Below are 23038 nucleotides of genomic sequence, written 5' to 3'. Positions count from 1 at the left end.
CCGGAACACGACGTATGGCGTATGACGTGATCGTGGTCGGGCTGGGCGGTATGGGAAGCGCTGCGGCCGCGCATCTGGCGCGGCGTGGGCAGCGGGTGCTGGGGCTCGAGCAGCACGCGTTGGGGCACGCCTTCGGCTCTTCGCATGGGCTCACGCGCATCATTCGTCTCGCCTATTTCGAGGATCCGTCGTACGTGCCGCTGCTGCGCCGCGCCTTCGAACTGTGGCGCGAGCTGGAGCAGGGGCTCCGCGAACCGCTGCTGCATGTCACCGGTGGGTTGGATGTCGGGCCCGTGGGGGGCGTCGTGTTCGAGGGGAGCCGGCGGAGCTGCCTGGCGCACGATCTGCCCCACGAGGTATTCGACGCGACGGAGATCGCGCGGCGCTTTCCCGGGTGGCGCCCGAGCCCGGAGCTGATGGCGGTCTGGCAACCCGATGCGGGGTTCGTGACGCCGGAGCGGTGCATCGCGCAGCATGCGCTGGTCGCCGAATCCCATGGCGCGGAGCTGCGGACCGGCGTTCGCGTGCTCGCGGTGGAGCCGCTCGGCGGACGGGTGCGCGTGCGGACCGACGCCGGCACCTTCGAGGCGGGGCAGGTGGTCGTGTCGGCGGGGCCGTGGATGGCGGACCTCGCGCCAGTGCTGGCGCCGCTGCTGGTGCCGGAGCGCCAGGTGCTGGGCTGGTTCGGCCTCGATGATGCGCCGGCGTTCGCGCCGCGTGCGTTTCCCGTCTTCATTCTCGAGGCCGCCGAGGGGACGTACTATGGCTTTCCCGAGTACGGCGTGCCCGGCATGAAGATCGGGAAGTACCATCACCGGTTCGAACGCATTCACCCCGATACGATGGACCGCGCGTGTCACCCGGCCGACGAAGCCGCGCTGCGGGCGGCGACGGCGCGTTACTTCCCACAGGCCAACGGCCCGCTGCTCTCGTCGGCCGCGTGCATCTTCACCAACACGCCCGACGAGCATTTCATCATCGATCGCGCGCCCGGGCATCCGGAGGTGCTGCTGGTGAGCCCGTGCTCGGGGCATGGGTTCAAGTTCGCGAGTGTGATCGGGGAGATCTGTGCGGATCTCGTGACGCGTGGCGCGACCACGCACGATATCGGGTTGTTTTCACTCAGCCGGTTTGCCTGATGCGATTCCTCTCTCGTGCGTCGCTGCTCTCGATCGTGCTCCTCTCGGTTGCTGCATCACCGATTCATGCACAAGCGCCGGAACAGGCCATCCGGGATGCACGCCAGGCCTACAACGAGGCGATCGCCAAGCGCGACCCGGTCGGCATGCGCGCGGTGCTCTCGCCCACCTTCCACATGGTGCTGGGGCGGAGCACGCAGAACCACGGCGCCGACATGACCATGTCGCGCATGCAGGCGACCTTCGCGACGGACTCGCTGTACACCTGCATGCGCACTCCAGATTCGGTTGCCGTCAATGCGACGTGGGGGCTGGCGCAGGAGTCGGGGCACTGGCGCTGCCGCTACGCCGGCGTCCCCGCGGGGGCGCCCGAGGGGTACGCGACGGGCACGTACAACGCCAAATGGCAGCGCGACACGGGCGGCGCGTGGCGGCTGCAGGCGGAGATCTTCACCACGCTCGAGTGCGTGGGGCAGTCGACCGCCTGTGCCAAGCCGGACGCGGTGCCGGCATCGGCCACGCCACTCCCGGCCGCAACCGGCTCGTCGGCCGCGGCGGTACGCGCGGCACGGGCGTGGTACAACGCCGCCATGAAGCGCGGCGACGCCGATGCGATCGTGTCGCTCTATACGCCCGACTTTCACGCGGTCTTCGGCCGCGGCCGGCACATCGAAGGCGTGGAGGCGGCGCGCGCCGACTGGCGGACCAACGATCAGACGTGCGTGCGCACGACTGACTCGGTGACCGTGAATGACGGCTGGGGACTCGCACACGAGCGCGGGCACTGGACCTGCCAGCTCACGATGAACGGCGTGCGCGCGACCCCCAGCGGATTGTACTTCGCCAAGTGGGAGCGCGATGTCGCCGGCCGCTGGCGGACGCAGGCCGAGGTGTACACCACTATGCGCTGCGAGGGCCCGGCGGCCGGATGCGTCCCGCCCGATCCGCTGGCACCGGCCACGCCCGCGACGCGCCGCGAGTCGTTCACGGTGCGCGAAGGGACGTGGATGGCGGTCGATGCCGCGCCCAACGGTCAGTCGCTCGCGTTCGAGCTGCTGGGTGACGTGTACACGCTCCCCATGGCGGGGGGGCTGGCGACGCCGATCCTCACGGGGAGGGCGTGGCAGTCGCAGCCGCGCTACTCGCCCGATGGCACCCGGCTCGCCTATATCAGCGACGGCAGCGGCAGCGACAATGTGTGGATCGCGAACGCCGACGGCTCCATGGCGCGGGCGCTCAGCACGATGCCGCGCTCCGTGATGGCCTCGCCGGCGTGGACACCCGATGGGAAGGCGATCTACGCCACGGTGATCGACAACCGGATTGCCGAACTGTGGCGCTTCGATGTGGCCACCGGTGCCGGCACGAAGGTGGTGAGCAACAACAACGGGCAGCCGTCGGGGCTTGTGTCGGCGCCGAGCCCGGGGCCGTACTCGGCGCACGTCGCGCGCGACGGTGCGCTCTGGTACACGAGCGTGACCCCGCGGGCGTACGGTGTGCGCGCCGGGGCGGCGAGCGCGGTGGTGCGTCGCGACCCGGCAACCGGTCGCGATGAACCGGTGACGCTCGAGGAATTCACGGCCATGGCGCCGGTCACGAGCCCGGATGGGAAGTGGCTGGTGTACGCCGCGCAGAGCCGTGGAAAGACGGGGCTGCGCGTGCGGGACGTGGCCGCCGCCACCGAGCGGTGGCTCGCCTATCCCATCGAGCGCAATCAGCTCGAGTCGCGCGCCTCACGCGATGTGGTGCCGGGCTACGCCATCACCCCCGACAGCAAGGCGGTCCTCGCCAGCTATGGGGGACAGATCCATCGCGTGGAGATTGCCACCGGCGCCGATGCGGTCATCCCGTTTACGGCCACGGTCACGGCCGACGTGCCGGCGCCGCTGAACGCCACGCGCCGGCTGGCCGATGGGCCGGTGAAAGGGCGCATGGCGCAGCAGCTCGCCGTGGCGCGCGACGGACGCGTGGCCTACTCCATGATGGGGCGCCTCTATGTCGCCACGCCCGGGAGCGGCGTGCCGAAGCGACTGACCACGACGGCGGATCCGCGGGAGTTCATGCCCGCATGGTCGCCCGATGGGCAGTGGATCGCGTTCGTCACCTGGACGCCTGAGGGCGGGCAGGTGTGGAAGGTGAAGACGAGCGGTGGCGTGCCGATTCGCCTCACGGATGCGCCGGCGCTCTATCTCGATCCCGTGTGGAGCCCGGACGGTCAGGCGATCTACGCGGTGCGCGGCGCGCTGGGGAGTGCGCGTGTGCAGCAGGCGCTCACGGTACCGACCGATGCGCGCCTGGTGCGGATCGCCGCCGGTGCGGGGCCGGGCGCCGTGACCGTGTTCGGTCCGGTGAATGGCGCGCGTCATCCGCACTTCGCGGCCGACAGCTCGCGCGTATATCTCAGCGGGCCGGCCGGAATCACCAGCGTGTCGCGCAGCGGGACCGACCCACGTGTCGAGACGCGTGGGCGCGTGCCCGGCGCCGACGCGCGCCTGAGCCCTGATGGCACCCGACTGCTGGTGCAGGCGGGCGACCGACTGTACACGATGCCGATGCCGTCGCGTGCGGGGGCGGAGCCGCCGGCCGTTGAGTTGACGGGCGCCACCCTGCTGCAGGCGGGCGCCACGACCGCGTTCACCTGGACACCCACGGGCGCGGTGGCGTGGACGAGTGGAGCCAATCTGCATCTGCGCGAGGGGGGCAACGCCGAGCGAACGGCAAGCCTCAGCGTGGAGCTGCCGGGCGTGACCGGCACCGGCGTTCGCGTGCTTCGCGGCGCCACGGCCATCACCATGAAGGGCGCCGAGATCATCCGAAACGCCGACATCGTGGTGAGCAACGATCGCATCACCGCCATCGGTCCGCGCGGGAGCGTGGCGGTTCCCGCCGGTGCCACCGTGCACGACGTGTCGGGCAGTACGATCATGCCGGGCATCGTGGATATCCACGCGCACTGGCAGTACCGCCGCGACCTGCTCGAGCCGGAAACGCCCAGCACCTACGCGAATCTGGCGTATGGCGTCACGACCATCCGCGATCCGCAGACCTTCGCCGACATCTTCGGCTACAGCGACCTCGTGGAGGTGACGGGCACGCCGAGCCCCCGCATCACCAGCACCGGACCCGGGCTCTTTACCGATCTCAATCCGCAGAGCCTCGACGAGGCGCGGGCCATCGTGAAGCGCTATCGCGATGACTACGGCACGTGGCTGCTCAAGAACTACCTGATTGGCTCCCGACAGCAGCGCGAATGGCTGGTGCAGGCGAGCCGCGAGCTGGGCATGCTTCCCACCAGTGAAGGTGGCAGCGATGACAAGCTCGACCTGACGCATGCGCTCGACGGCTTTGCCGGCAACGAACACGCGCTCCCCACGGCGCCGCTGTACGACGACGCGGTGCAGCTGCTGGCGCGGAGCGGCATCACGTACACGCCCACGCTGCTGGTGAGCTTTGGCGGGGCGCTCCCCATTTACCGGCTGCACGCCAGCGAGCGGCCGGCCGACGACCCGCGGTTGCAGCGGTTCTTCCCGCGCAGTGAGCTTTTTGCGCGCACGGCCACCCGCCTGCTGGCGTTCCCCGACGAGGATTACAACGACAAGGAGACGGCGGCCGGTGCCGCGGCCGTACTGCGCGCCGGTGGAAAGGTCGCGCTGGGCGGTCACGGCGAGATGCAGGGGCTGCAGGTGCACTGGGAGATGCGTCTGCTCGCGCAGGGCGGGATGACCAATCACGAGGTGCTGCAGGTCGCCACGCGCAATGGCGCCGAGGCGATTGGCCTGGGGCAGGACATCGGGAGCCTCGAGGTGGGGAAGCTGGCCGACCTGCTGGTGCTCGATCGCGACCCGCTGGCCGACATTCGCAACACGACCAGCATACGCCTGGTGATGCGGGGCGGCGTGCTCTACGACGCCGAGACGCTCGATCAGGTGGCGCCCACCGTGAAGCCGCTGCCCGCGCCGTGGTGGCGCGCCGATGTCCCGCGCTCGAGCGTGGCGCGCATCGATGAGGCGGCGGTGGATCGCGCGGTGACGGAGGAGATGCGCCGTCAGAATGTGCCCGGTGTGGGGCTCGCCGTGCTGCGCCGCAGCGAGGTGGTGATGGCCAAGGGGTATGGCATGGCCAACATCGAGCAGCAGGTGAAAGTCTCACCGGCCACGATGTTCGAATCGGGATCGCTCGGCAAGATGTTCACCTCGGCGGGCGTCATGGCGATGGTCGAGGCCGGAAAGATCGCGCTCGATTCATCGGTGCGCGTCTATCTCCCCGACGCGCCGGCCACCTGGCAGCCGATCACGATTCGCCATTTGCTGTCGCACACGAGCGGCATTCCCGACTACACGACTGGGACGCTGGACTACCGCCGCGACTTCACCGATGCACAGCTGCAGCAGCTGGCTTATGGATCGCCACTCGAGTTTGCGCCCGGGACGCGCTGGAACTACTCGAATACCGGCTACACCATGCTGGGGACCATCCTCACCAAGGTGGCCGGCAAGCCGTACTGGGAGTTCCTGCGCGAACGGATCTTCACGCCGGCGGGGATGCGCACGGTGCGCATCATCAGCGAGAAGGCCATCGTCCCCCATCGCGCCTCCGGATACCTGCCGGGCGCGAACGAGTTCGAGCATCAGGATTGGGTGTCGCCCACGCTGAACACCACGGCCGATGGCTCGCTGCTCATCAGCATCAACGACCTCATCGCCTGGAGCCGGGTGGTGCGCGATCGCGCGGTCTTGAGCAAGGCGAGCTGGGAGTTGATTCTCTCCCCCATGCGCCTCAACAGCGGGCGCACCCACCCGTACGGCTTCGGCTGGTTCCTCGACACGTTCAAGGGGGAGCGGGTCAATCAGCACGGCGGGTCGTGGCAGGGCTTCCGCGCGCAGTTCACCCGCTTCGAGCAGCATGATCTCACGGTGGTCGTGCTGACGAACGGTGGGCACGTTGCGCCCGATGCCATCGCGAACAAGGTCGCGGCGGCCGCCGACTCGGCGCTCGCGCCCGTGCCGCTCCCCGCTGGCGCCTTGCCGAACAGCGATCCCAAAGCGGAGGCCGCCCTTCGCACGCTGCTGCTCAAGGCCGCCGACGGCACGATGGTGGTGAGCGACTTTGAGTTCGTGCGCGCGAGTGTGGTGCCGCGCATGGCGGCGGGTTACAGCCGTCTCCTCAAGCCGCTCGGCGCGCTGCAGCGGCTCGAACTCGTGCAGGACCGCGGACTCGAAGGCGACGATCGGGCGTTCCTGTATCGCGCCGTCTACGAAAAGGGCCCGATGCTTGTGCAGACCAAGATCGGGCCAGGTGGTGGCGTGACGCAGCTGGTACTGGTGCGGTAGCGTGCGCTAGCTACTGCCCGCGACGCAGGGCCACGCCGGGCTTTTCGCCGGTGATGGCCCCGTCGCGTATCACCGGCACACCGTTCACGAAGAGGTGTCGCACCCCTTCGCTGTAGTGATGCGGATCGGTGAAGGTTGCCACGTCGCGCATCGTCGCCGGATCGAAGACCACCACGTCGGCCGCGTAGCCGCTTCTCAGCAGTCCACGCTTGTCGAGCCCGAGTGACCGCGCCGGCAGGCTCGTCATCTTGGCGATGGCCTGCTCGAGGGTGAGGACGTGCTGCTCGCCAACGTACCGCGCGATCACCCGCGGGAAGGCCCCGTAGCTCCGCGGATGCGGAAAGCCCTTGCCGGGGGTGACCAGATCACCATCGGTGGAGACCATGCCGCGCGGGTGCTTGAGGAACGCGATGATATCCCCTTCGCTCATGGCCTGGACCACCGCCGTGAACCCGCCGCGGGCCTGCAGGTCGATGAGCCGGTCGATCACGGTATCCACATCGTCCGGCTTCCCCTGGGCCTTCAGAACCTCGGCGAGCGTGCGCCCGGCGAGTCCGCTGTCTGGTGCGGTGCGAAAGCGGATCGCCTCGGCGGTGCCGGCCGTTTGCGCCTTGAAGATGTCGGGCATCTCGCGATGCAGGCGCGCGCGCACGTCCGGTCGCGCGAGCCGCGCCGTGACCGAGTCCTGTCCATCGGCGAGCACCCACGCCGGGAAGAGCACGTCGGAGTACGTGCTGTAGGCCGGATACGGATACACATCGAACGTGGTCCGCAGGCGGCTCGCATTCGCCTTATCGATGCGCGCGAGCGCGTCCGTGCTCTTGCCCCAGTTGAGCGCGCCGGTGCTCTTGATGTGGCTGATGTGCACGGGCAACCGAGCCGCGCGGCCCACGGTCAGCGCCTCATCGATGGCCGGCAGCAGGGCGGCGCCTTCATCGCGCAGATGCGTGACGTACAGGGCGCCCGGCGCCCGCGCGGCGGTGGCCAGCTGCACCAGCTCGGGGAGCTTGGCGTAGACCGCCGGGATGTATTCGAGTCCGGTGCCCAGGCCGAAGGCGCCGTCGCGCATGGCGTCGCGCACGAGCGCCTTCATCTGATCGAGCTCGGCGTCCGTGGGTGCGCGATTTTCGCGCCCCATCACACGGCTACGCGCCCACGTGTGCCCCGCGGTCCACATCGTGTTGGGCGCGACGTGCAGCGTGTCGAGGAAGGCGCCCAGCGGATACGGTTGGTCGAGGCTGTGCAGCGAGTTAAAGATCGTGGTGACGCCCTGTCGCAGGAAATTCTCGGCGAGTGGCGCCTGCGCAATGGTGGTGATGTGCGCATGGGGATCGATGAAGCCCGGCGCGACGATCAGGCCGGTCGCATCGATCGTGGTGGTCGCCCGCCCGAACAGCTTGCGGTCGATGGCCACGATGCGGCCATTTCGGATCCCCACATCGGCGCGCTGGCGACGCGCGCCGGTGCCGTCGATGACGGTGCCATTCCGCAGTAGGATGTCGTAGCGCGTGGCGACGGTGGTGGGCTGCGCGGCAACAGGCGCCACGGACGGAGCCAGCGCCGAACCCAGCGTCAGCAGGATGGCGCGAAGGGTCAGGCGCATGTCAGCTCAGCTCGGCCCGGAGTGCCCGCGCGACCGCCTGCACGTCGGCGACCTCGTTGAAGAGATGGAAGGAGAGGCGATGCCCGTTGAACCAGTTACCGGGGACCACCTTCACGTAGACCTGATGCCGCTGGTGCAGCCGTTGCTGCAGCGCGCCCGCGGGCGTCGCGGCCGGGAGTCGGTAGCTCACCATGGGGGAGCGATGGCCGGCGGTATCATCGGTGACCACCTCGAGCCCGCGAATGGTGCGCAACTCGGCGCGCATGGCATCGCGCAGCGCGAGGTTGTGCGCTTCGGTGGCGGCCACGCCGCGTGTGGTGTGGTAGGTGAGCGCAGCGCCCAGGCCGTACATTCCCGGCAGGTTGGTGACGCCGGTCGAACCGGTATACGCCGCTTCCCCCTGCTGCCGCGTGATCAGCGGAATGCGCTCTGACAGGTCGGCGCGCACGTAGAGCAGCCCCGTGCCTGGTGGGCCGAGCAGCCACTTGTGCCCGCTCGTGGCGTAGACATCGCACCCCAGCGCGTGCACGTCCACGCCAATGCCACCCACGGCTTGGGCGCCGTCGATGATGGCCAGCACGCCGCGTTCGCGAACGGCCGCACACACCTCCGTCACGGGCATGCGCACGCCGGTCGAGGGGAGCACGTGCGCCATCGAAAGCACCCGGGTGCGTGGGGTGAGGCGCGATTGGACCTGCGCCACGAACGCCGCGGCGTCCACCGGTCCGGGGGGGATGACGATTTCGTCGATCACGATGCCGCGCGTCTTGGCCAGCCACTCCCAGCAACTGCGTCCGCCCGGGTGTTCCTGATCGGTGGTCAGCACGCGATCGCCGCGCTCGAAGGCGCTGGCCATCGCGCTGACGACCCGGTTCAACCCATCGGTGGTGGACGTGGTGAGGGAGACCTCGCGTGTCTCCGCCCCGATGAACTGCGCGGCCTGTGCGCGCACCACGTCGAGGTTCTGCTCATGGGCGCCGTAGCCGTACGCGGTCGGGTTGCGCTGCAGCTCTTCCCACGCGCGGTGGGCCGCCTCGCGCACGGGGCGCGGTGACGGGCCCAGTGAGCCGGTCTGCACGTACACAAGGCCGGGCTCGAAGGCGAAGTCCCCGGCGTCGGCGAGGCCGCGGGCGCCAGCGCTCCACGCGGCAGGGGAAGCACACAGAGGTGAGGGCAGGGCGCCGACAGCGGCCGATGCCCCGAGCGCCCCCAGAAAGGTGCGGCGCGAGGTCATGCGCGCCGTTCGCGGAAGTACGCGATCATGTCCATGCGCTTTGCGGGCTCGGCCCCGAGCTGGCGCAGCATGGTGGTGACCTGCCCGCGATGGTACGTCGCGTGGTTCACCACGTGCGCGACCATCTGCCAGATCGACGATTCGCCTTCGGCGCCCGAGAAGAGGCGATAGTAGACCACCTCGTGCACGCTCTGGTCGTCGAGCGAATCGATGAAGGCGCGGAGCTGCTGCTCGTGTTCGAGCCAGAGCGCACGGAGCCCCGAGAGGTCCGCCGGCATGGCCCCCGGGAAGGTCGTGGGGCTCACCCCCTGCCAGCGTCGCAACCAGACCACCTCGGCGCCAAACGTGTGCTGCAGCGTGGCGCGCACGGAGGGGAAGGAGCTCCCCAGGTCGCGTGCGTAGTCGTCGGCGCTGAGCCCCACGACCGCGTCGAGGACGCGATCACGGGCCCAGTAGTGATAATCGACGAGCGTGCGGAGGTAGTCGGCGGTCATGGGCGAGTCGCGGGGAGGCGTTCCGAGTCTCCCTACGCTACCCCCCGACCATCGTGGCGGCCAGTCGCGCCTCGCTACGGGCGACCGATGCTGGCGTAGCGGAAACCATGCGCGCGGACCGTGTCCGGCGTGTAGACGTTCCGCAGGTCCAGGAACACGCGCTGCACCATGGCGTCGCCCAACGCCTGCAGGTCGAGCGCGCGAAACTCGTTCCATTCCGTCACGAGCACCACGCACGACGCGCCCCTCGCGGCCTCGTACGGACTCGGGCACCACCGGACGTCCGGGAGGACACGGATCGCCTCGTGCTGCGCCACCGGGTCGTACGCCTGAACGGTCGCCCCAGCGTCCTGGAGCGCCGGGATCAGCGACAGGCTGGGCGCGTCGCGGGTGTCGTCGGTGTTCGGCTTGAACGTCACCCCCAGGACGCCAATGGTCTTGCCGCGGACGGATCCGCCGCAGGCGGCGATCACCCGCCCGGCCATGGCGCCCTTCCGTCGTTCATTGATCTGGACGACCGTTTCGACGAGCCGTACGGGCGACCCTGCATCCTGCGCGGTGCGGGCGAGCGCGAGGGTGTCCTTGGGGAAGCAGGACCCGCCATACCCGGGACCGGCGTGGAGAAACTTCTTGCCGATGCGTCCGTCGAGCCCCATCCCCGTCGCGACATCCTGCACGTCGGCGCCGAGCTTCTCGCACAGATCGGCGATCTCGTTGATGAACGTGATCTTGGTCGCGAGAAAGGCGTTGGCGGCGTACTTCGTCAGCTCCGCCGTTTCCAGCGAGGTCATCACGATGGGGGTCTCGAGCAGGTACAACGGTCGGTACAGTTCACGCAGCACGGCGCGTGCCCGCTCGGATTCACATCCGATGATCACGCGATCCGGTCGCATGAAGTCGCCGATTGCCGATCCCTCGCGCAGGAACTCCGGATTCGACGCCACGTCGAAGGACGCGGCGGGATTGGTGGCGGCGAGCAACTCGGCAACGCGCCGTGCGGTGCCCACCGGCACCGTGCTCTTGTTCACCACCACGGTGTAGTCCGTCACGGCGCGCGCGACGGCTTCGGCGGCGGCTTCGACGAATCGCAGGTCGGCATGCCCGTCGCCGCGCCGACTCGGTGTGCCGACCGCAAGAAAGACGGCATCGGCGCCGGCCACGGCAGACGGCAGATCGGTGGTGAAGCGCAGTCGCCCGGCCTTGGTGCCACGGGCCACGAGCGCCTCCAGGCCGGGTTCATAGATCGGGATCTCGCCCCGATCGAGACGCGCGATCTTCTCCTGGTCCACATCGACGCAGGTGACGTGTACGCCGAACTCGGCGAAGCAGGCACCGGAGACGAGGCCGACATAGCCGGTGCCAATCATGGCGATCTTCATGGCGACCCCGCGGTCGCGCCGTGTGGAGGCATTCGCATCGCGTACGGTCGGCCCGGCCGGTGACGAGACGCCGATGATCCGGTCGCAGGCCGGCGACGGGATTGCCACAGTTGCGTGACAGCGCAATGGTGACCGCGCCGATACGTGGTTGCAATGCAATCGTCACTGGCGCGAGCGAGCATCTGCCGTCCGGAAGAGCCACCGGGCGTCACCCGACTGTTCAGGAGATCGCCATGCTCGCTCGATCATTTGATGAGTCCAACACCCCGTTCCTGCCGGCGCCTGCCGCGAGCACTGCCGCGGCGGTCGATGCCGAGGTGTTTCCGCATCACCCCGACCGCATTCCCCCGGGTGTGGTGCAGGCCGGCTCGTACGACCTGCGGTATGCCTGGACCCGCGCCGATCTGCATGCGGTGCAGCGCCTGCGGTATCGGGTGTTCACGGAGGAGCTCGGGAACGGGACGTCGGCGTCGGTCGATGAACCCGGGGAGCGGCGCGACGAGGACGCCCGTGATCCGTGGTTCCACCACCTGATGATCGTGCATCGTGAGTCGGGCGCCGTGGTCGGGACGTATCGCCTGCAGACGGCCGTCATGGCAGCCACGCGCTTTGGCTTCTACAGCGCCACCTTGTTCGAACTGGGCGCCATGCCGGCGTCGGTGCTGCAGCAGGCCGTGGAGATCGGTCGCGCCGCGGTGGATCCGCAGCATCGGTCGGGGCGCGTGCTGCATCTGCTGTGGCGTGGACTGGCCCGATACCTGAGCTGGAACTCCAAGCGCTTCCTGTTTGGCTGCTGCTCCATTCAGGGTGTCGATGATCGGGTGGCGCAGGACACGTGGCGCGTGCTGCATGCGCGGCAGGTGCTGCACGATCGTATTCTGGTGCGGCCGCGACCGGCGGTGCGTGCGCTGGCGGACGATGGACGCACCCGTCCGCTGATCGACGCCACCGCGCTCACGGCGTCCCTGCCGTCGCTGTTCGACGGCTATCTCTCGCTCGGCGCACGCGTGTGTGGCGCGCCGGCCTTCGATCGGGAGTTCGGCACGACCGATTTCCTCGTGTTGCTGGATATCGACGAGATGCCGGCGCGGGCGGCCAAGACCTTGTTCGGGTAACGTCGCCATGGCCACGGGACCCTCGACGGCGTCACTCTCCCGGATGCTCGTCCGGGCGAGCTGCCGCGTGGTGTTGCGCGCGGTTGGCGTGCGCACTGGCGTTCGCGCGGCCGGGCCGGTGCCGGCGGGGCTGCTGATCGCCAATCACTTCGGTTGGATCGATATCGTGTCGCTGCTGGCGCACGTGGATTGTGCGTTCATCGCCAAGCGAGAGGTGGCCGGGTGGCCGATCATCGGCTGGGCGGCTCGGCGCGTAGGCGTGATCTTCATCGATCGCACCCGGAAGCGCGATCTGCTGCGCGCGATTCCCGCGGTGACCGCCGCGCTCCGTGCGGGGCGTCGCGTGCTGCTCTTTCCCGAAGGCACCACCGGTGATGGCACCGCACTGCTGCCCTTCAAGTCGGCGCTGGTCGAGGCGGCGGTGCAGGCGCGGGTGCCGGTGGTGCCGATCGCCGTGACCGGGCGGACGCGCTCCACCGATGCCGGTGCCCTCTGCTGGATTGGCGAGGAGACGTTGCTGGCCAATGTCCCGCGGGTGGTCGCGTTGCGGGACGCGCGGGTGACGATTCACGTCGGCACGCCGTTGGCCGTGGGTCCCTGTCGGAAGCTGCTGACCCACCGCGCGCGTCAGGCCATCGCCAGCATGACCGGCGGCAGCGCCCTTCGCGGCGAGCGACCGGGCACGCTGGACCCGACCGGTGCTCCGTCGCTGTCCGTGCTCGCCACGGGGCACGGCGGTCGGTAGCGCTGCAATGCGAACGCCCGGACTCGAACCGGGATGGGTTGCCCCGCCAGCTCCTAAGGCTGGTGCGTCTACCAATTTCGCCACGTCCGCAGACCGGAAAATCTATACGCGGAACCGCGCGGTCTGGAGAGGCCGCCGCGAGCCATCGCCCAGCTTGGTAGCCGTTTGTCGGCGCGGGACGTAGCGTCTCCCGGGTTGGTCCTTCCCGCGGCGGGGCGGTCCCCCCGTCTCACCCTCCCATGGAGCACGTGTTCATGATCCGACAGCTGCGATTGATCAGTGCAGTGGCCATGCTGACCGCCTGCGCGGGCGGCGAAGCGAAGAGCGGAGGCGAGAGCACGGCGGCCCCGCCCCCGGCTGCCACCGATCCGGGCGCGGTCCGAGCGGCCATCGACGCCGCCAACAAGCAGGGGATGGAGTCGTTCAACGCCGGCAAGCCCGACGGCATGGTTGTGAATTACGCCGATGATGCGATCGTGATGATGCCCGGGATGAAGGCCATGAAGGGCAAGGCCGAAATCGAGGCCGGGATGAAGGGCATGTTCGGCGCCATGGACATGAAGAACTTCAACGCCGCGACGACCGACGTGATGGTGAGCGGCGACATGGCCGTTGAGACGGGCACGATGACCTATGACAGCGGCCCGAAGGGCGGCACGCTGGCGACCGACACGGTGAAGTACCTGACCGTCTGGAAGAAGCAGGCCGACGGCAGCTGGAAGATCGTCCGCGACATCAACAACACGGACATCGCGCCCAAGATGTAGCGCGCGTGGCGCGCCGCCGTGCAGCGGGGCGGGTTGGGACGTAACGTTTCCCCATGCCTGCCACCCGATTCGCCCTGCTGCCGGCCGCGCTCTTGCTGGCCGTCTCGACCGCCGCCAGCGCCCTCCCGCCCGCGGCCACCGTCCGCGAAGCGCGCCGCCCCTTTCCCACGTATCCGTTCAGCGACCCCAATCCGATTCCGGTCGTGGGGCGCATCTATCCCTACTTCCGGTTCGACGGCTTTGCCAAGGCGAGCACGCCGCGGGACTGGAATGTGGTGACGCTCGAGAACGCGTATCTGCGGGTGGAGATCCTCCCCGAGATCGGTGGCAAGATCTGGAGCGCGGTGGAGAAGCGCACGGGGCGCTCGTTCATCTACAACAACCGCGTGGTGAAATTCCGCGACATCGCCATGCGCGGGCCGTGGACGAGTGGTGGCATCGAGGCCAACTACGGCATCATCGGGCACACGCCCAACGTGTCCACGCCGGTGGATTACGTGACCCGCACGAATGCCGACGGCAGCGTGTCCTGCATCATTGGCGCGCTCGATCTGCTGACGCGCACCCCGTGGCGCCTTGAAGTGCGCCTGGGCGCGAACGATGCGGCCTTCACGACCAGCAGCACCTGGGTGAACAGTTCGCCCCTCGAGCAGCCGTACTACTCGTGGATGAACGCCGCCGTGCCGGTGCAGGGGAAGCTCCAGTTTCTCTATCCGGGCACGAGCTATCTGGGGCATGCTGGTGAACACGGCCCGTGGCCCATCAATGCGCAGGGGCGCGACATCTCCTGGTACGACCACAACAACTTTGGCGGCTACAAGTCGTACCATGTGTTCGGGCGCGGAAGCGAGTACTTCGGCGCCTATTGGCACGACCTCGACTTCGGCATGATCCGCGCGTCGGCGCGCGACGAAAAGCTGGGGAAGAAGCTCTGGATCTGGGGGCTCTCGCGGCAGGGGATGATCTGGGAGCAGTTGCTCACCGATAGCGACGGGCAGTACGCCGAGGTGCAGAGCGGGCGGCTGTTCAATCAGAGCGCGGAAGCGAGCACGTTTACCCCGTTCAAGCATCGCGGCTTCGCCCCCGGCACCGTGGACCGGTGGACGGAGACATGGTTTCCGGTGGTCGGCACCAAGGGCGTCGTGAGCGCCAGTCGCGTGGGCGCGCTTAACGTGACGCCGCTCGGCGACCGCCTCGTGGTCACACTGCAGCCGGTCGTGGCGGTCGCCGATACGCTGCGTGTGACGGCCAACGGCCGCCGCGTGGCCACACGCTTCGTGCAGCGCGCGCCGCTGGCCCTGGCGGTAGACACCATCGCGCTTAAGGGCGCGGCAGGGGACAGCGTGGTGATCACGCTGGGCGACGATCTGCTCACCTGGCGCGCGAACGCCAGCGCCGACGATCTCGCGCGCCCGCTCGACAGCCCGCCCTTCAACTGGGGCAGCGCCTACGGTCACTGGCTGCAAGGCAAGGAGTGGATGCGCCAGCGGGAGTACGCGAATGCGCGCGCGCAGCTGGACAGTGCCCTGGTGCTCGACGCCACGTACCTGCCGGCGCTCGCCGATCGCGCGCAGCTGGCCGTGCGCAGCGGGGAGTATGCCGAGGCGATCGGCTTTGCCAAGCGCGCCCTGGCGGTGGACACCTACGATCCCGTTGCCAACTATGGGTACGGCCTCGCCAGCCAGGCGCTCGGTCGCACCGCCGATGCGCGCGATGGCTTCGAAGTGGCGTCGCAGAGTGCGGAGTACAAGGCTGCCGCGTGGTTGGCACTAGCGCGGTTGCACGCCACCACCGGCGCGCTGCGGTCGGCTCGTGAGTATGTCGAGAAGGTCCTGACGGGAGACGCCGCCCATGCCGACGCGTTGGCGCTCGGTGTGGCGCTCGCCCGCCGCGCTGGTGACGCGGCCGCGCGCGACGCCTATCTCGCGCGGCTCGATCGGACAGACCCGCTCAGTCACTCTGCACGCTTTGAACATGCGCTGGCGCTGCAGGCCCCCGACGCCGACGCACAGTTGGTGAAGGGTGTGCGCAGCGAACTTCCCGAGCAGACGCTGCTCGAGTTGGCGGGCTGGTACCTCGCGGCCGGCGACCTCGCCGCCGGCACGCGCGTGCTGCGGGCGATCGGCGATCAGCCCGAGGCGCTGTATTGGCTGAGCGCGCTGCAACCGGGCGATGCCGCGACGCTCACGAGCCGCGCGAATGGCCTGTCGCCGGTGCGCGTGTTCCCTTTCCGGGCCGATCTGGTGCCGGCGCTACAAGCCGCGGCCAGGCGCGGTGGCTCCTGGAAGCCCGCGTACTACCTGGCGCTCACGCAGTGGGCGCTCGGGCGGCCGCGACAGGCCGACTCGCTTTTCACCGCGCTTGGCAATACGCCGGATTTTGCGCCGTTTTATGCGGCGCGGGCGGCGCTCCCCAACCGGCCGGCGTGGCAGGCGCGCCTGGACCTCACACGCGCCGCGCAGCTCGACAGCGCCGAGTGGCGCTACGCACGGCTGCTCCTCGAGCGCGCGCTCGCCGAGGGGGATGCCCTTTCGGCCGTGTCGCTCGGCGAACGGGCCACCGCCCGCTTCCCGCGCAACGAAACGCTGGCGCTGCTGCGCGCGAAGGCCCACGTCGCGGCTGGGCAGTTTGCAGCGGCGGCGCGCATTCTCGATACGCTGGTGATCCTCCCCGCCGAAGGCGCGAAGGATGCCCGCGGGGTGTACCACGACGCACAGATCGGGCTGGCGCGCGAGGCCATCGCGCAGGCGCGTTGGGAAGACGCGAGCAAGGCGGTGGCCAACGCCCGCGAGTGGCCGGAGCGGCTCGGGGCCGGTAAGCCGTACGCCGCGGATGTGGATGAATCGCTCGAAGACTCGCTCGCCGCTGTCATCGCCCGGCGGCCGGCACCGCCCCGCCCAGCGGCGCCGACGGCGGCGACGGCCGACTCGCTCCGCTACGGCACGGGGAGCTGGGAAGCCGATTCGTTGGGCAATCATCGCGCGGTGCTGCGGGTCGATGCGCCGCACGACGCCGTGGTGGTGCGCATCCCGTGGCGGCGCCGCGATCAGACGCCGGAGCAGGTGAACGTGGTGATCATGACCGGCGAGGGCGCCGCCGCCCGGCGCATCAGCAACGTGAAGCGCGTCGCCATCACCCGCGAAGTGGGCGAGCTCGTGTTCCAGGCGCCAACGGCCGGCACGTACTACGCCTACTACCTGCCGTACACGGGCACGTTCAAGTCGAACTATCCCAAGATCACCTATCGCACCGTGGAGGAAACGGCGGATCCGCTCTGGTTGTCACGTATCGGTGCCGTGGCGTCGTTGCCGGTCGCCACGGTGACCGGTTTCGATGCCATCAACACCTTCACGGCGTTCACGGCCATGGAGTACATCGCGACGCGCGCCGAGACCGACGCGCTGCTCGCGAAGCACACCGGGGCGCCGTATCTGCTGTTCGCCGAGGATCGGGCGTTCTCGATTCGGATGGCCGATGACATTCCCCAGCGGTGGGCCGAGCGCGGCGCGTTCCAGCCGTTCCGGGGCACGGCCAAGCGCGGGGGGTTCTATCCCTTCCAGATCGGTCTCTGGGCCGCGCGAGGCGTGGTGGACTCGGTGCGGTACACCGTCACGCCGCTCCGGACCAAGGCCGGGCAGGTCATCCCGGCGAGTGCCATCACCGCGTTCAATCTGGAAGGCACCGATTGGTCGGGGCAGCGCTTCACGCGCACCCTGCGCGTCCCCGCGGGGAAGGTGCAGGCGCTCTGGTTTGGTGTGGATGTGCCGGCGAAGGCCGCGCCGGGGCGCTACGAGGGGCAGGTCACCATTGCGTCGAAGCAGGGCGCCCGTACTGTGCCCATCGCGCTCGAGGTGTCGAACGCGCTGGCCGTGGCGCACGGCGACGACGAGCCGGCCGATCTGACGCGGCTTCGCTGGCTCAACTCGCAGCTGGCTGCCGATGACAGCGTGGCGAAGCCCTATACCGCGCTGGCCCTCAAGGGGAGCACGGTGTCGCTCCTTGGGCGCGACTTCACCTTTGGCGCGGACGGACTGCCGGCGCAGATCCGTTCGTACTTCAGTCCGAACAACACCAGCATTGGCACCGCCCCTCGCGAGATTCTGGCGGCGCCGGTGCGTCTTGCCATGCAGGATGCGGCCGGGAAGCCCGTGACGTGGAGTGGCAGCGCACCGGTCGTCACGAAGCAGGCGCCAGGCGCGGTGGCGTGGCGTGCCAAGCGGACAGCGGGCGCACTCTCGCTCGATACCCGCGCTCAGCTCGAGTTCGATGGCACCGCCGAATACGTGGTGACGCTCCGCGCGACCACCGCCACGACGCTCATGAACGCGGCGCTCGAGATCCCCATGCAGGAGACCGCCGCCCGCTACATGATGGGGCTCGGCCAGAAGGGTGGGTATCGCCCGGCGACGTTCCACTGGACGTGGGATGTGGCCAAGAAGAATCAGGATGCCGCGTGGATTGGCGATGTGAACGCTGGCTTGCAGTTCACGCTCAAGGACGAGCACTACGTTCGCCCGCTCAACACGAACTTCTATCTCTCCAAGCCGCTCATCGAGCCGCGCTCCTGGGCCAATGGTGGCAAGGGCGGGTGTGACATCGGGCCGAGCGGGGCGGGGCAGGTGCTCGTGCGCTGCTACAGCGGCGCACACACACTGGCGGCCGGCGATTCGCTGCGCTTCGACTTCCGCCTGATGGTCACGCCCTTCAAGCCGCTCGATGTGCAGGGGCAGTGGGCGACCCGCTTCTTTCACGCCTTCGTGCCGGTGGACTCGGCGGCCAAGCGCGGCGCCAACACGCTCAACGTGCATCACGCCAATCGTGTGAACCCGTGGATCAATTACCCCTTCATCGAAACGGCCCAGATGAAGGCGTACATCGACTCTGCGCACGCGAAGGGGCTCAAGACCAAGATCTACTACACCGTCCGGGAGCTCACGAACCACTCGCCCGAGCTGTTTGCGCTGCGTTCCCTTGGCGACGAGGTGCTGTCGCACGGCCCCGGCGGCGGCTACTCGTGGCTGCAGGAGCACCTGGGGAGCGACTATATCGCGGCCTGGCATGTGCCGGCCATCAAGGATGCCGCCGTGGTGAACAGTGGCGTGTCGCGCTGGCACAACTTTTACATCGAAGGCCTCGACTGGCTGGTGAAGCATGAGGGCATCGACGGCCTCTATCTGGATGACGTGGCGTTCGATCGCCTGACCATGAAGCGCATTCGCAAGACGCTCGACCGCGGGAACCCCGGCGCCCTGCTCGATCTGCACTCGGCCAATCAGTACAACCCGCGCGATGGCTTCGCGTCGAGTGCCAATCTCTACCTGGAGCACTTCCCGTACATCAACCGGCTCTGGTTCGGCGAGTACTTCGACTACGACTCGAAGCCCGACTACTGGCTGGTGGAGATCAGCGGCATTCCGTTCGGGCTCATGGGCGAGATGCTCGAGAAGGGCGGCAATCCGTGGCGCGGCCTTACCATGGGCATGACGGCGCGACTCCCCTGGAGCGGCGATCCGGCGCCGATCTGGACGCTGTGGGACCAGTTCGGCATTCAGCAGAGCACAATGCACGGGTGGTGGTCGGGGCGTGATCCGGTGCGTACCAGCGACGCGGAGATTCTCGCCACCACGTGGACCAAGCCGAACGCTGACGGGCCGGTGAAGGCGATGATCGCCTTGGGGAACTGGCACGAGACTGACGCGCCCGTCACGCTGACGATCGATTGGGCGGCCATGGGGCTCGACAGAGCGCGCGTGCGGCTCCGCGCGCCGGCGGTCGAGGCGTTTCAGGACGCGGCGAGCTACGCGCCGGGTTCTACGATCACCGTGCCCGGGAAGAAGGGGCTCGTGCTGCTGGTGGAGCAGCGGTAGCGAGCGACAGGACTTCCGCCGCGATGGCATCCGCCGCCTGCGGACGGGCGGCGGCGAGCGCGGCGGCCGATGCGCGCGCCCACGCGCCGCGTCCGTCCTCGCCGATCATCCAGTGCGTGAGGGTTTGCACGACCTGATCGACGCGCGGCGCCCACACGCCGGCGCCGGCGTTCACCACGAAGTCCACGTTGCCGGTTTCCTGACCGGGAATCGCACCGAACAGCACGACCGGGCACCCGGCCGCGAAGGCTTCGCAGATGGTGCCCGGGCCGGCCTTGGTAACCACTGTGTGGGCCGCGCGCATCATCGCCCCCAGCTCATGCACAAAACCGTACACGTGCACCGTGCCGCGCCATGCGCGTACACGGAGCCGGTCGGCCAGCGCGGCGTTGCGCCCGGTCACCACGGCGAGATCGCAGGGTAGCCCGGCGCGGTCGATGGCCTCGGCCAGCTGTTCGATGGGCCCGACGCCGTCACCTCCGCCGATGAGCAGGACGGTCGGGCGCTCCGTGCTCCACCCGAGCGGCGCCGAGAGGATGGGCCGATCGTGGGGTCGCGCGGCAAACGACGGATCCACCGGCAGCCCCAGTTCGCGCACGCGCTCACGCGGTACGCCACCGGCCATCGCCTGCGCAGAGGCGGCGCGCGTTGGCGTCACGATCAGGTCGGCGAGGCGGTGATACCACGAGACATGCCCGCTCACGAGATCAGTCACCACCACGGCGATGGGCGTCTCCCGAAACGCGCGGCGCAGCGGGGAGGTCAGCAACGGGTGCGTGGACACGATCACGTCGGGCGAGCGGTCCTCGCGCAGGCCACGAAAGGTGCGGCGCAGGACCGGCCACGCCATGAGCTGCGCCGTGGCGGTCACCAGGCGCGAATTGGTCAGACGAAAGCCGGTGCGCCAGAGCCACGCGGCGCCACCGACCACCTTGGGATACGCCGCCTGCAGTCGGTTGAAGGGCCAGCGACCGCTCATGGCGTAGGGATCGACCAACTCGATCGAGACCGGCGTCCCGATCCGCTCGAAGGCGGCCTGCAGATGGCGGGCGGCGGCACGATGCCCGCCCCCCGTGTCACTGAAGGCGATCAGAATGCGGAGCGGCGACTCCAGCGGTGGTGCGCTCACGGCGTAGGGTTGGCGGCGACCGGCAGCACGGGCGCTCCGGAGGCGATCCACATGGCCCGCCAGCGTGTCCGCCACTGCTGGACGAGCGCCGCGATCAGCAGCGCCACAAACACAAAGTCGATGATGCCAAAGCCGATGCCCGCCGCGAGCAGCTTCGCGGGTTCATGACGCCTCAGGTACCATCCGACCGACGCGCCAAGCGCTGCGGCGATACCGCAGAGGGCGAGCAGGCGGTTGCCGGCCGCCCGCGGCATTCGGAGGGCACCCATCACGTGTTTGCCACGCCAGGCCCACAGCAACCGACGGCGGGCGATGTCGCGCCACATCCACGCGGTGGCCAGCCCGAAGAGAATCGTGAACCAGCACTGCAGGGCATCGTGCAGCGGAACGGGCCCACCAATGTGCGGCACCATGGTGCGCAGGAAGGGCAGGGAGGGCACCAGCCATCCGGAGTGATTGCCATGCGTGATGCCATCGACCAGCACGTGCGAGATGCCCCCCAGGCTCGCTGAGGTGGCGACGCGTGCCCACCCGCGCCATCCCGTCGGCGCATCGATGGCCGCGAGATCATGCACGCGCCACCATCCGTGCTCGCGCACATACGGCAGGAGCGCCGGCAGCATGATCACGGTCAGCAGCCAGACGAGCAGCGCGGTCAGCGCCGGCGTGAACCACAGCTGCGCGCTCAACGTATGACTGAAGATGCTGTCGTCGGACATGGTCCCGAGGAACGCCAGATCCGGGGCCATGCTGCCGATGCACAGCGCCAGCCCGGAGAAGCGATGCGGCCATCGCATCTTGAGCGGAACCACCAGCGCCTGATGAGAGAACACGGTTGCCGGCATGCCGCACCTCGAGTCGGAGTCGGGGAACGCGCGATGCGGAAGGCTCACCTGACTCCGCGACAATCGTTTGATGATTCGGTCGCGGCGCGGTGTACACCGTGAAACGAGACGGTAACCGACTGGGACGCACGACGACGTGTCGTCACTCGATGCCCATTCGACACCGCGCCGTGACACCGCTGTTGCCGAACGAGTGAAGGTATGGGGTCCCGCCCTTGCCCTCTCTCCCAGTCCAGCCCATGACCCGACTCTCCACCCGCTCGTGGCTCACCGTCGCGCTGTGCGTGTTCGGTGCCAGCTGCATGCCCGACACCCTGAGCCCGACCCAGGCGTCGCCGGCGAGCGTCCTCCCATCGACGGCCTCGGCCGATCGGAGCTCTGCCGACCGTGACGATCAGGATGACGCCGAGAACGCACCGGTGTCGTACGCCGTGATCGGCGACGTCCCGTACGAGCCGCGGACGCCCTCCGCGTTGTCGGTGTTTCCCACTCTCATCAACTCCATCAACGCCGACCCCGACGTGCGTCGGGCCGTACACATCGGCGACATCAAGTCCGGCAGCACGCTCTGCTCCGACACATGGTTCCAGCAGATCGCGGCAAGCTTTGCCACCTTCACCGATCCGCTGATCTACACACCCGGCGACAACGAGTGGACCGATTGTCACCGCGCCAACAACGGTGGCTATAATCCGCTCAACCGGCTCGCCAAGGTTCGCCAGCTGTTCTTTGCGGAGCCGAGGCGCACGCTTGGGGCCAATCCGGTGCGCGTGAAGGCCCAGAGGGGTTATCCGGAGAACGTGACCTGGGAGGCGGCGCAGGTGGTCCTTGCCACCTTCCATGTGATCGGCTCGAACAATGGGCGTGATCCGTGGTTCGGCGACCGCAAGGATACCACGTCGCTGAATCCGCTCGTCACCGTGCCCAAGCCCGAGACCGCGGCGGAGGGTGCCTCGCGTGAGGCCGAGTACCTCGCGCGGAACGCGGCCAACATCAAATGGCTCGATCGCCTGTTTGACGAGGCGCAGGAGGAGCGGGCGAAGGGCGTGGTCCTCTTCCTGCAGGCGGACATGTGGCATCCGAGCGATCGCGCCGGTGGCGCCAAGTTCGACGCCCACCTCGCTTTCCTGACTCGCCTCGCCGCGCTGGCCACGCGCTTCGGGAAGCCCGTGCTCATCGTCTGCGGCGATAGTCACGACTTCCGGGTGGATGTCGGGGTGCCCTGGTTCTCGCTCTACGGGCTCACGCCGGTTCCGAACATCACGCAGCTCACGGTGGACCGCAGCATCGAAGCCGACATTGATTGGCTCAAGCTGACGATCGATCCGACGTCGCCGACGGTGTTCAGCTGGAAGCAGGTCTTCGTGCCGTAAAGGGCCCGAAAGGGGTCC

General features: G+C 68.7%; 13 protein-coding genes and 1 tRNA gene. 7 read left to right on the top strand and 7 right to left on the bottom strand.

Annotation, left to right across the window (positions count from 1 at the left end; translation table 11 throughout):
- The first annotated feature begins 14 nt into the window (after positions 1–14).
- Both solA and K2R93_13095 read left to right on the top strand, forming a co-directional pair.
- Complete coding sequence (gene solA / locus K2R93_13100; GenBank protein MBY0490772.1) at positions 15–1139, top strand: N-methyl-L-tryptophan oxidase; 1125 nt, start codon at positions 15–17, stop codon at positions 1137–1139.
- Positions 1139–6469: a serine hydrolase gene (locus K2R93_13095; protein ID MBY0490771.1), complete on the top strand. Its 5331-nt coding sequence runs from the start codon at positions 1139–1141 to the stop codon at positions 6467–6469. Before solA ends, K2R93_13095 begins: the two co-directional genes overlap by 1 nt.
- Before the next feature lie 10 nt (positions 6470–6479).
- On the opposite strand, the gene K2R93_13090 is transcribed toward K2R93_13095, so the two are convergent.
- From K2R93_13090 to K2R93_13075, 4 genes are all read right to left on the bottom strand, one after another.
- Positions 6480–8072, bottom strand: a complete 1593-nt coding sequence (locus K2R93_13090) for a D-aminoacylase (protein MBY0490770.1) — start codon at positions 8070–8072, stop codon at positions 6480–6482.
- 1 nt (position 8073) lies between these two features.
- A complete protein-coding gene (locus K2R93_13085; GenBank protein ID MBY0490769.1) occupies positions 8074–9306 on the bottom strand; it encodes an aminotransferase class V-fold PLP-dependent enzyme in 1233 nt (410 codons plus the stop codon).
- Positions 9303–9800, bottom strand: a complete 498-nt coding sequence (locus K2R93_13080) for a DinB family protein (protein MBY0490768.1) — start codon at positions 9798–9800, stop codon at positions 9303–9305. Before K2R93_13080 ends, K2R93_13085 begins: the two co-directional genes overlap by 4 nt.
- A 74-nt stretch (positions 9801–9874) precedes the next feature.
- Entirely contained in the window at positions 9875–11179 is a 1305-nt protein-coding gene (locus K2R93_13075) for a UDP-glucose/GDP-mannose dehydrogenase family protein (GenBank protein ID MBY0490767.1), read from the bottom strand.
- Positions 11180–11412: 233 nt separating this feature from the next.
- Between K2R93_13075 and K2R93_13070 the strand changes: the two genes are divergently transcribed.
- Complete coding sequence (locus K2R93_13070; protein ID MBY0490766.1) at positions 11413–12294, top strand: GNAT family N-acetyltransferase; 882 nt, start codon at positions 11413–11415, stop codon at positions 12292–12294.
- 7 nt (positions 12295–12301) lie between these two features.
- Positions 12302–13039, top strand: coding sequence for a 1-acyl-sn-glycerol-3-phosphate acyltransferase (locus K2R93_13065; protein MBY0490765.1), 738 nt, complete (start codon positions 12302–12304; stop codon positions 13037–13039).
- An 8-nt stretch (positions 13040–13047) separates the two neighbouring features.
- On the opposite strand, the gene K2R93_13060 is transcribed toward K2R93_13065, so the two are convergent.
- A tRNA-Leu gene (locus tag K2R93_13060) sits at positions 13048–13129 on the bottom strand.
- Positions 13130–13293: 164 nt separating this feature from the next.
- Between K2R93_13060 and K2R93_13055 the strand changes: the two genes are divergently transcribed.
- Together K2R93_13055 and K2R93_13050 are read left to right on the top strand one after the other, a co-directional pair.
- Positions 13294–13806: an SgcJ/EcaC family oxidoreductase gene (locus tag K2R93_13055; protein ID MBY0490764.1), complete on the top strand. Its 513-nt coding sequence runs from the start codon at positions 13294–13296 to the stop codon at positions 13804–13806.
- 53 nt (positions 13807–13859) lie between these two features.
- Positions 13860–19673 carry a DUF5107 domain-containing protein gene (locus K2R93_13050; protein MBY0490763.1) on the top strand — a complete coding sequence of 1938 codons (5814 nt, stop codon included), beginning with the start codon at positions 13860–13862 and terminating at the stop codon, positions 19671–19673.
- On the opposite strand, the gene K2R93_13045 is transcribed toward K2R93_13050, so the two are convergent.
- Both K2R93_13045 and K2R93_13040 read right to left on the bottom strand, forming a co-directional pair.
- The gene (locus K2R93_13045) at positions 19624–20802 is read right to left on the bottom strand and encodes a hypothetical protein (GenBank protein ID MBY0490762.1); all 1179 of its coding nucleotides are present in this window, start codon (positions 20800–20802) and stop codon (positions 19624–19626) included. The two genes, K2R93_13050 and K2R93_13045, sit on opposite strands and share 50 nt — an antisense overlap.
- Complete coding sequence (locus K2R93_13040; protein MBY0490761.1) at positions 20799–21647, bottom strand: DUF4184 family protein; 849 nt, start codon at positions 21645–21647, stop codon at positions 20799–20801. Before K2R93_13040 ends, K2R93_13045 begins: the two co-directional genes overlap by 4 nt.
- Before the next feature lie 239 nt (positions 21648–21886).
- Here K2R93_13040 and K2R93_13035 point away from each other — a divergent pair, with 239 nt between their 5' ends.
- Positions 21887–23020 (top strand): hypothetical protein, encoded by a 1134-nt coding sequence (locus tag K2R93_13035; protein MBY0490760.1) that lies wholly within the window; start codon positions 21887–21889, stop codon positions 23018–23020.
- Positions 23021–23038: the final 18 nt, after the last annotated feature.

This window comes from Gemmatimonadaceae bacterium, assembly GCA_019752115.1.
Taxonomy (GTDB): domain Bacteria; phylum Gemmatimonadota; class Gemmatimonadetes; order Gemmatimonadales; family Gemmatimonadaceae; genus Gemmatimonas.
This window is presented reverse-complemented; position numbering and strand designations above follow the sequence as displayed.

Excerpts from the sequence above, each read along its gene's own strand:
- K2R93_13065 (MBY0490765.1), top strand. The coding sequence starts at position 12,302 with ATGGCCACGGGACCCTCGACGGCGTCACTCTCCCGGATGCTCGTCCGG.
- K2R93_13090 (MBY0490770.1), bottom strand. The coding sequence starts at position 8,072 with ATGCGCCTGACCCTTCGCGCCATCCTGCTGACGCTGGGTTCGGCGCTG.
- solA (MBY0490772.1), top strand. The coding sequence starts at position 15 with ATGGCGTATGACGTGATCGTGGTCGGGCTGGGCGGTATGGGAAGCGCT.
- K2R93_13085 (MBY0490769.1), bottom strand. The coding sequence starts at position 9,306 with ATGACCTCGCGCCGCACCTTTCTGGGGGCGCTCGGGGCATCGGCCGCT.
- K2R93_13055 (MBY0490764.1), top strand. The coding sequence starts at position 13,294 with ATGATCCGACAGCTGCGATTGATCAGTGCAGTGGCCATGCTGACCGCC.
- K2R93_13075 (MBY0490767.1), bottom strand. The coding sequence starts at position 11,179 with ATGAAGATCGCCATGATTGGCACCGGCTATGTCGGCCTCGTCTCCGGT.
- K2R93_13050 (MBY0490763.1), top strand. The coding sequence starts at position 13,860 with ATGCCTGCCACCCGATTCGCCCTGCTGCCGGCCGCGCTCTTGCTGGCC.
- K2R93_13070 (MBY0490766.1), top strand. The coding sequence starts at position 11,413 with ATGCTCGCTCGATCATTTGATGAGTCCAACACCCCGTTCCTGCCGGCG.
- K2R93_13035 (MBY0490760.1), top strand. The coding sequence starts at position 21,887 with ATGACCCGACTCTCCACCCGCTCGTGGCTCACCGTCGCGCTGTGCGTG.
- K2R93_13095 (MBY0490771.1), top strand. The coding sequence starts at position 1,139 with ATGCGATTCCTCTCTCGTGCGTCGCTGCTCTCGATCGTGCTCCTCTCG.
- K2R93_13040 (MBY0490761.1), bottom strand. The coding sequence starts at position 21,647 with ATGCCGGCAACCGTGTTCTCTCATCAGGCGCTGGTGGTTCCGCTCAAG.
- K2R93_13080 (MBY0490768.1), bottom strand. The coding sequence starts at position 9,800 with ATGACCGCCGACTACCTCCGCACGCTCGTCGATTATCACTACTGGGCC.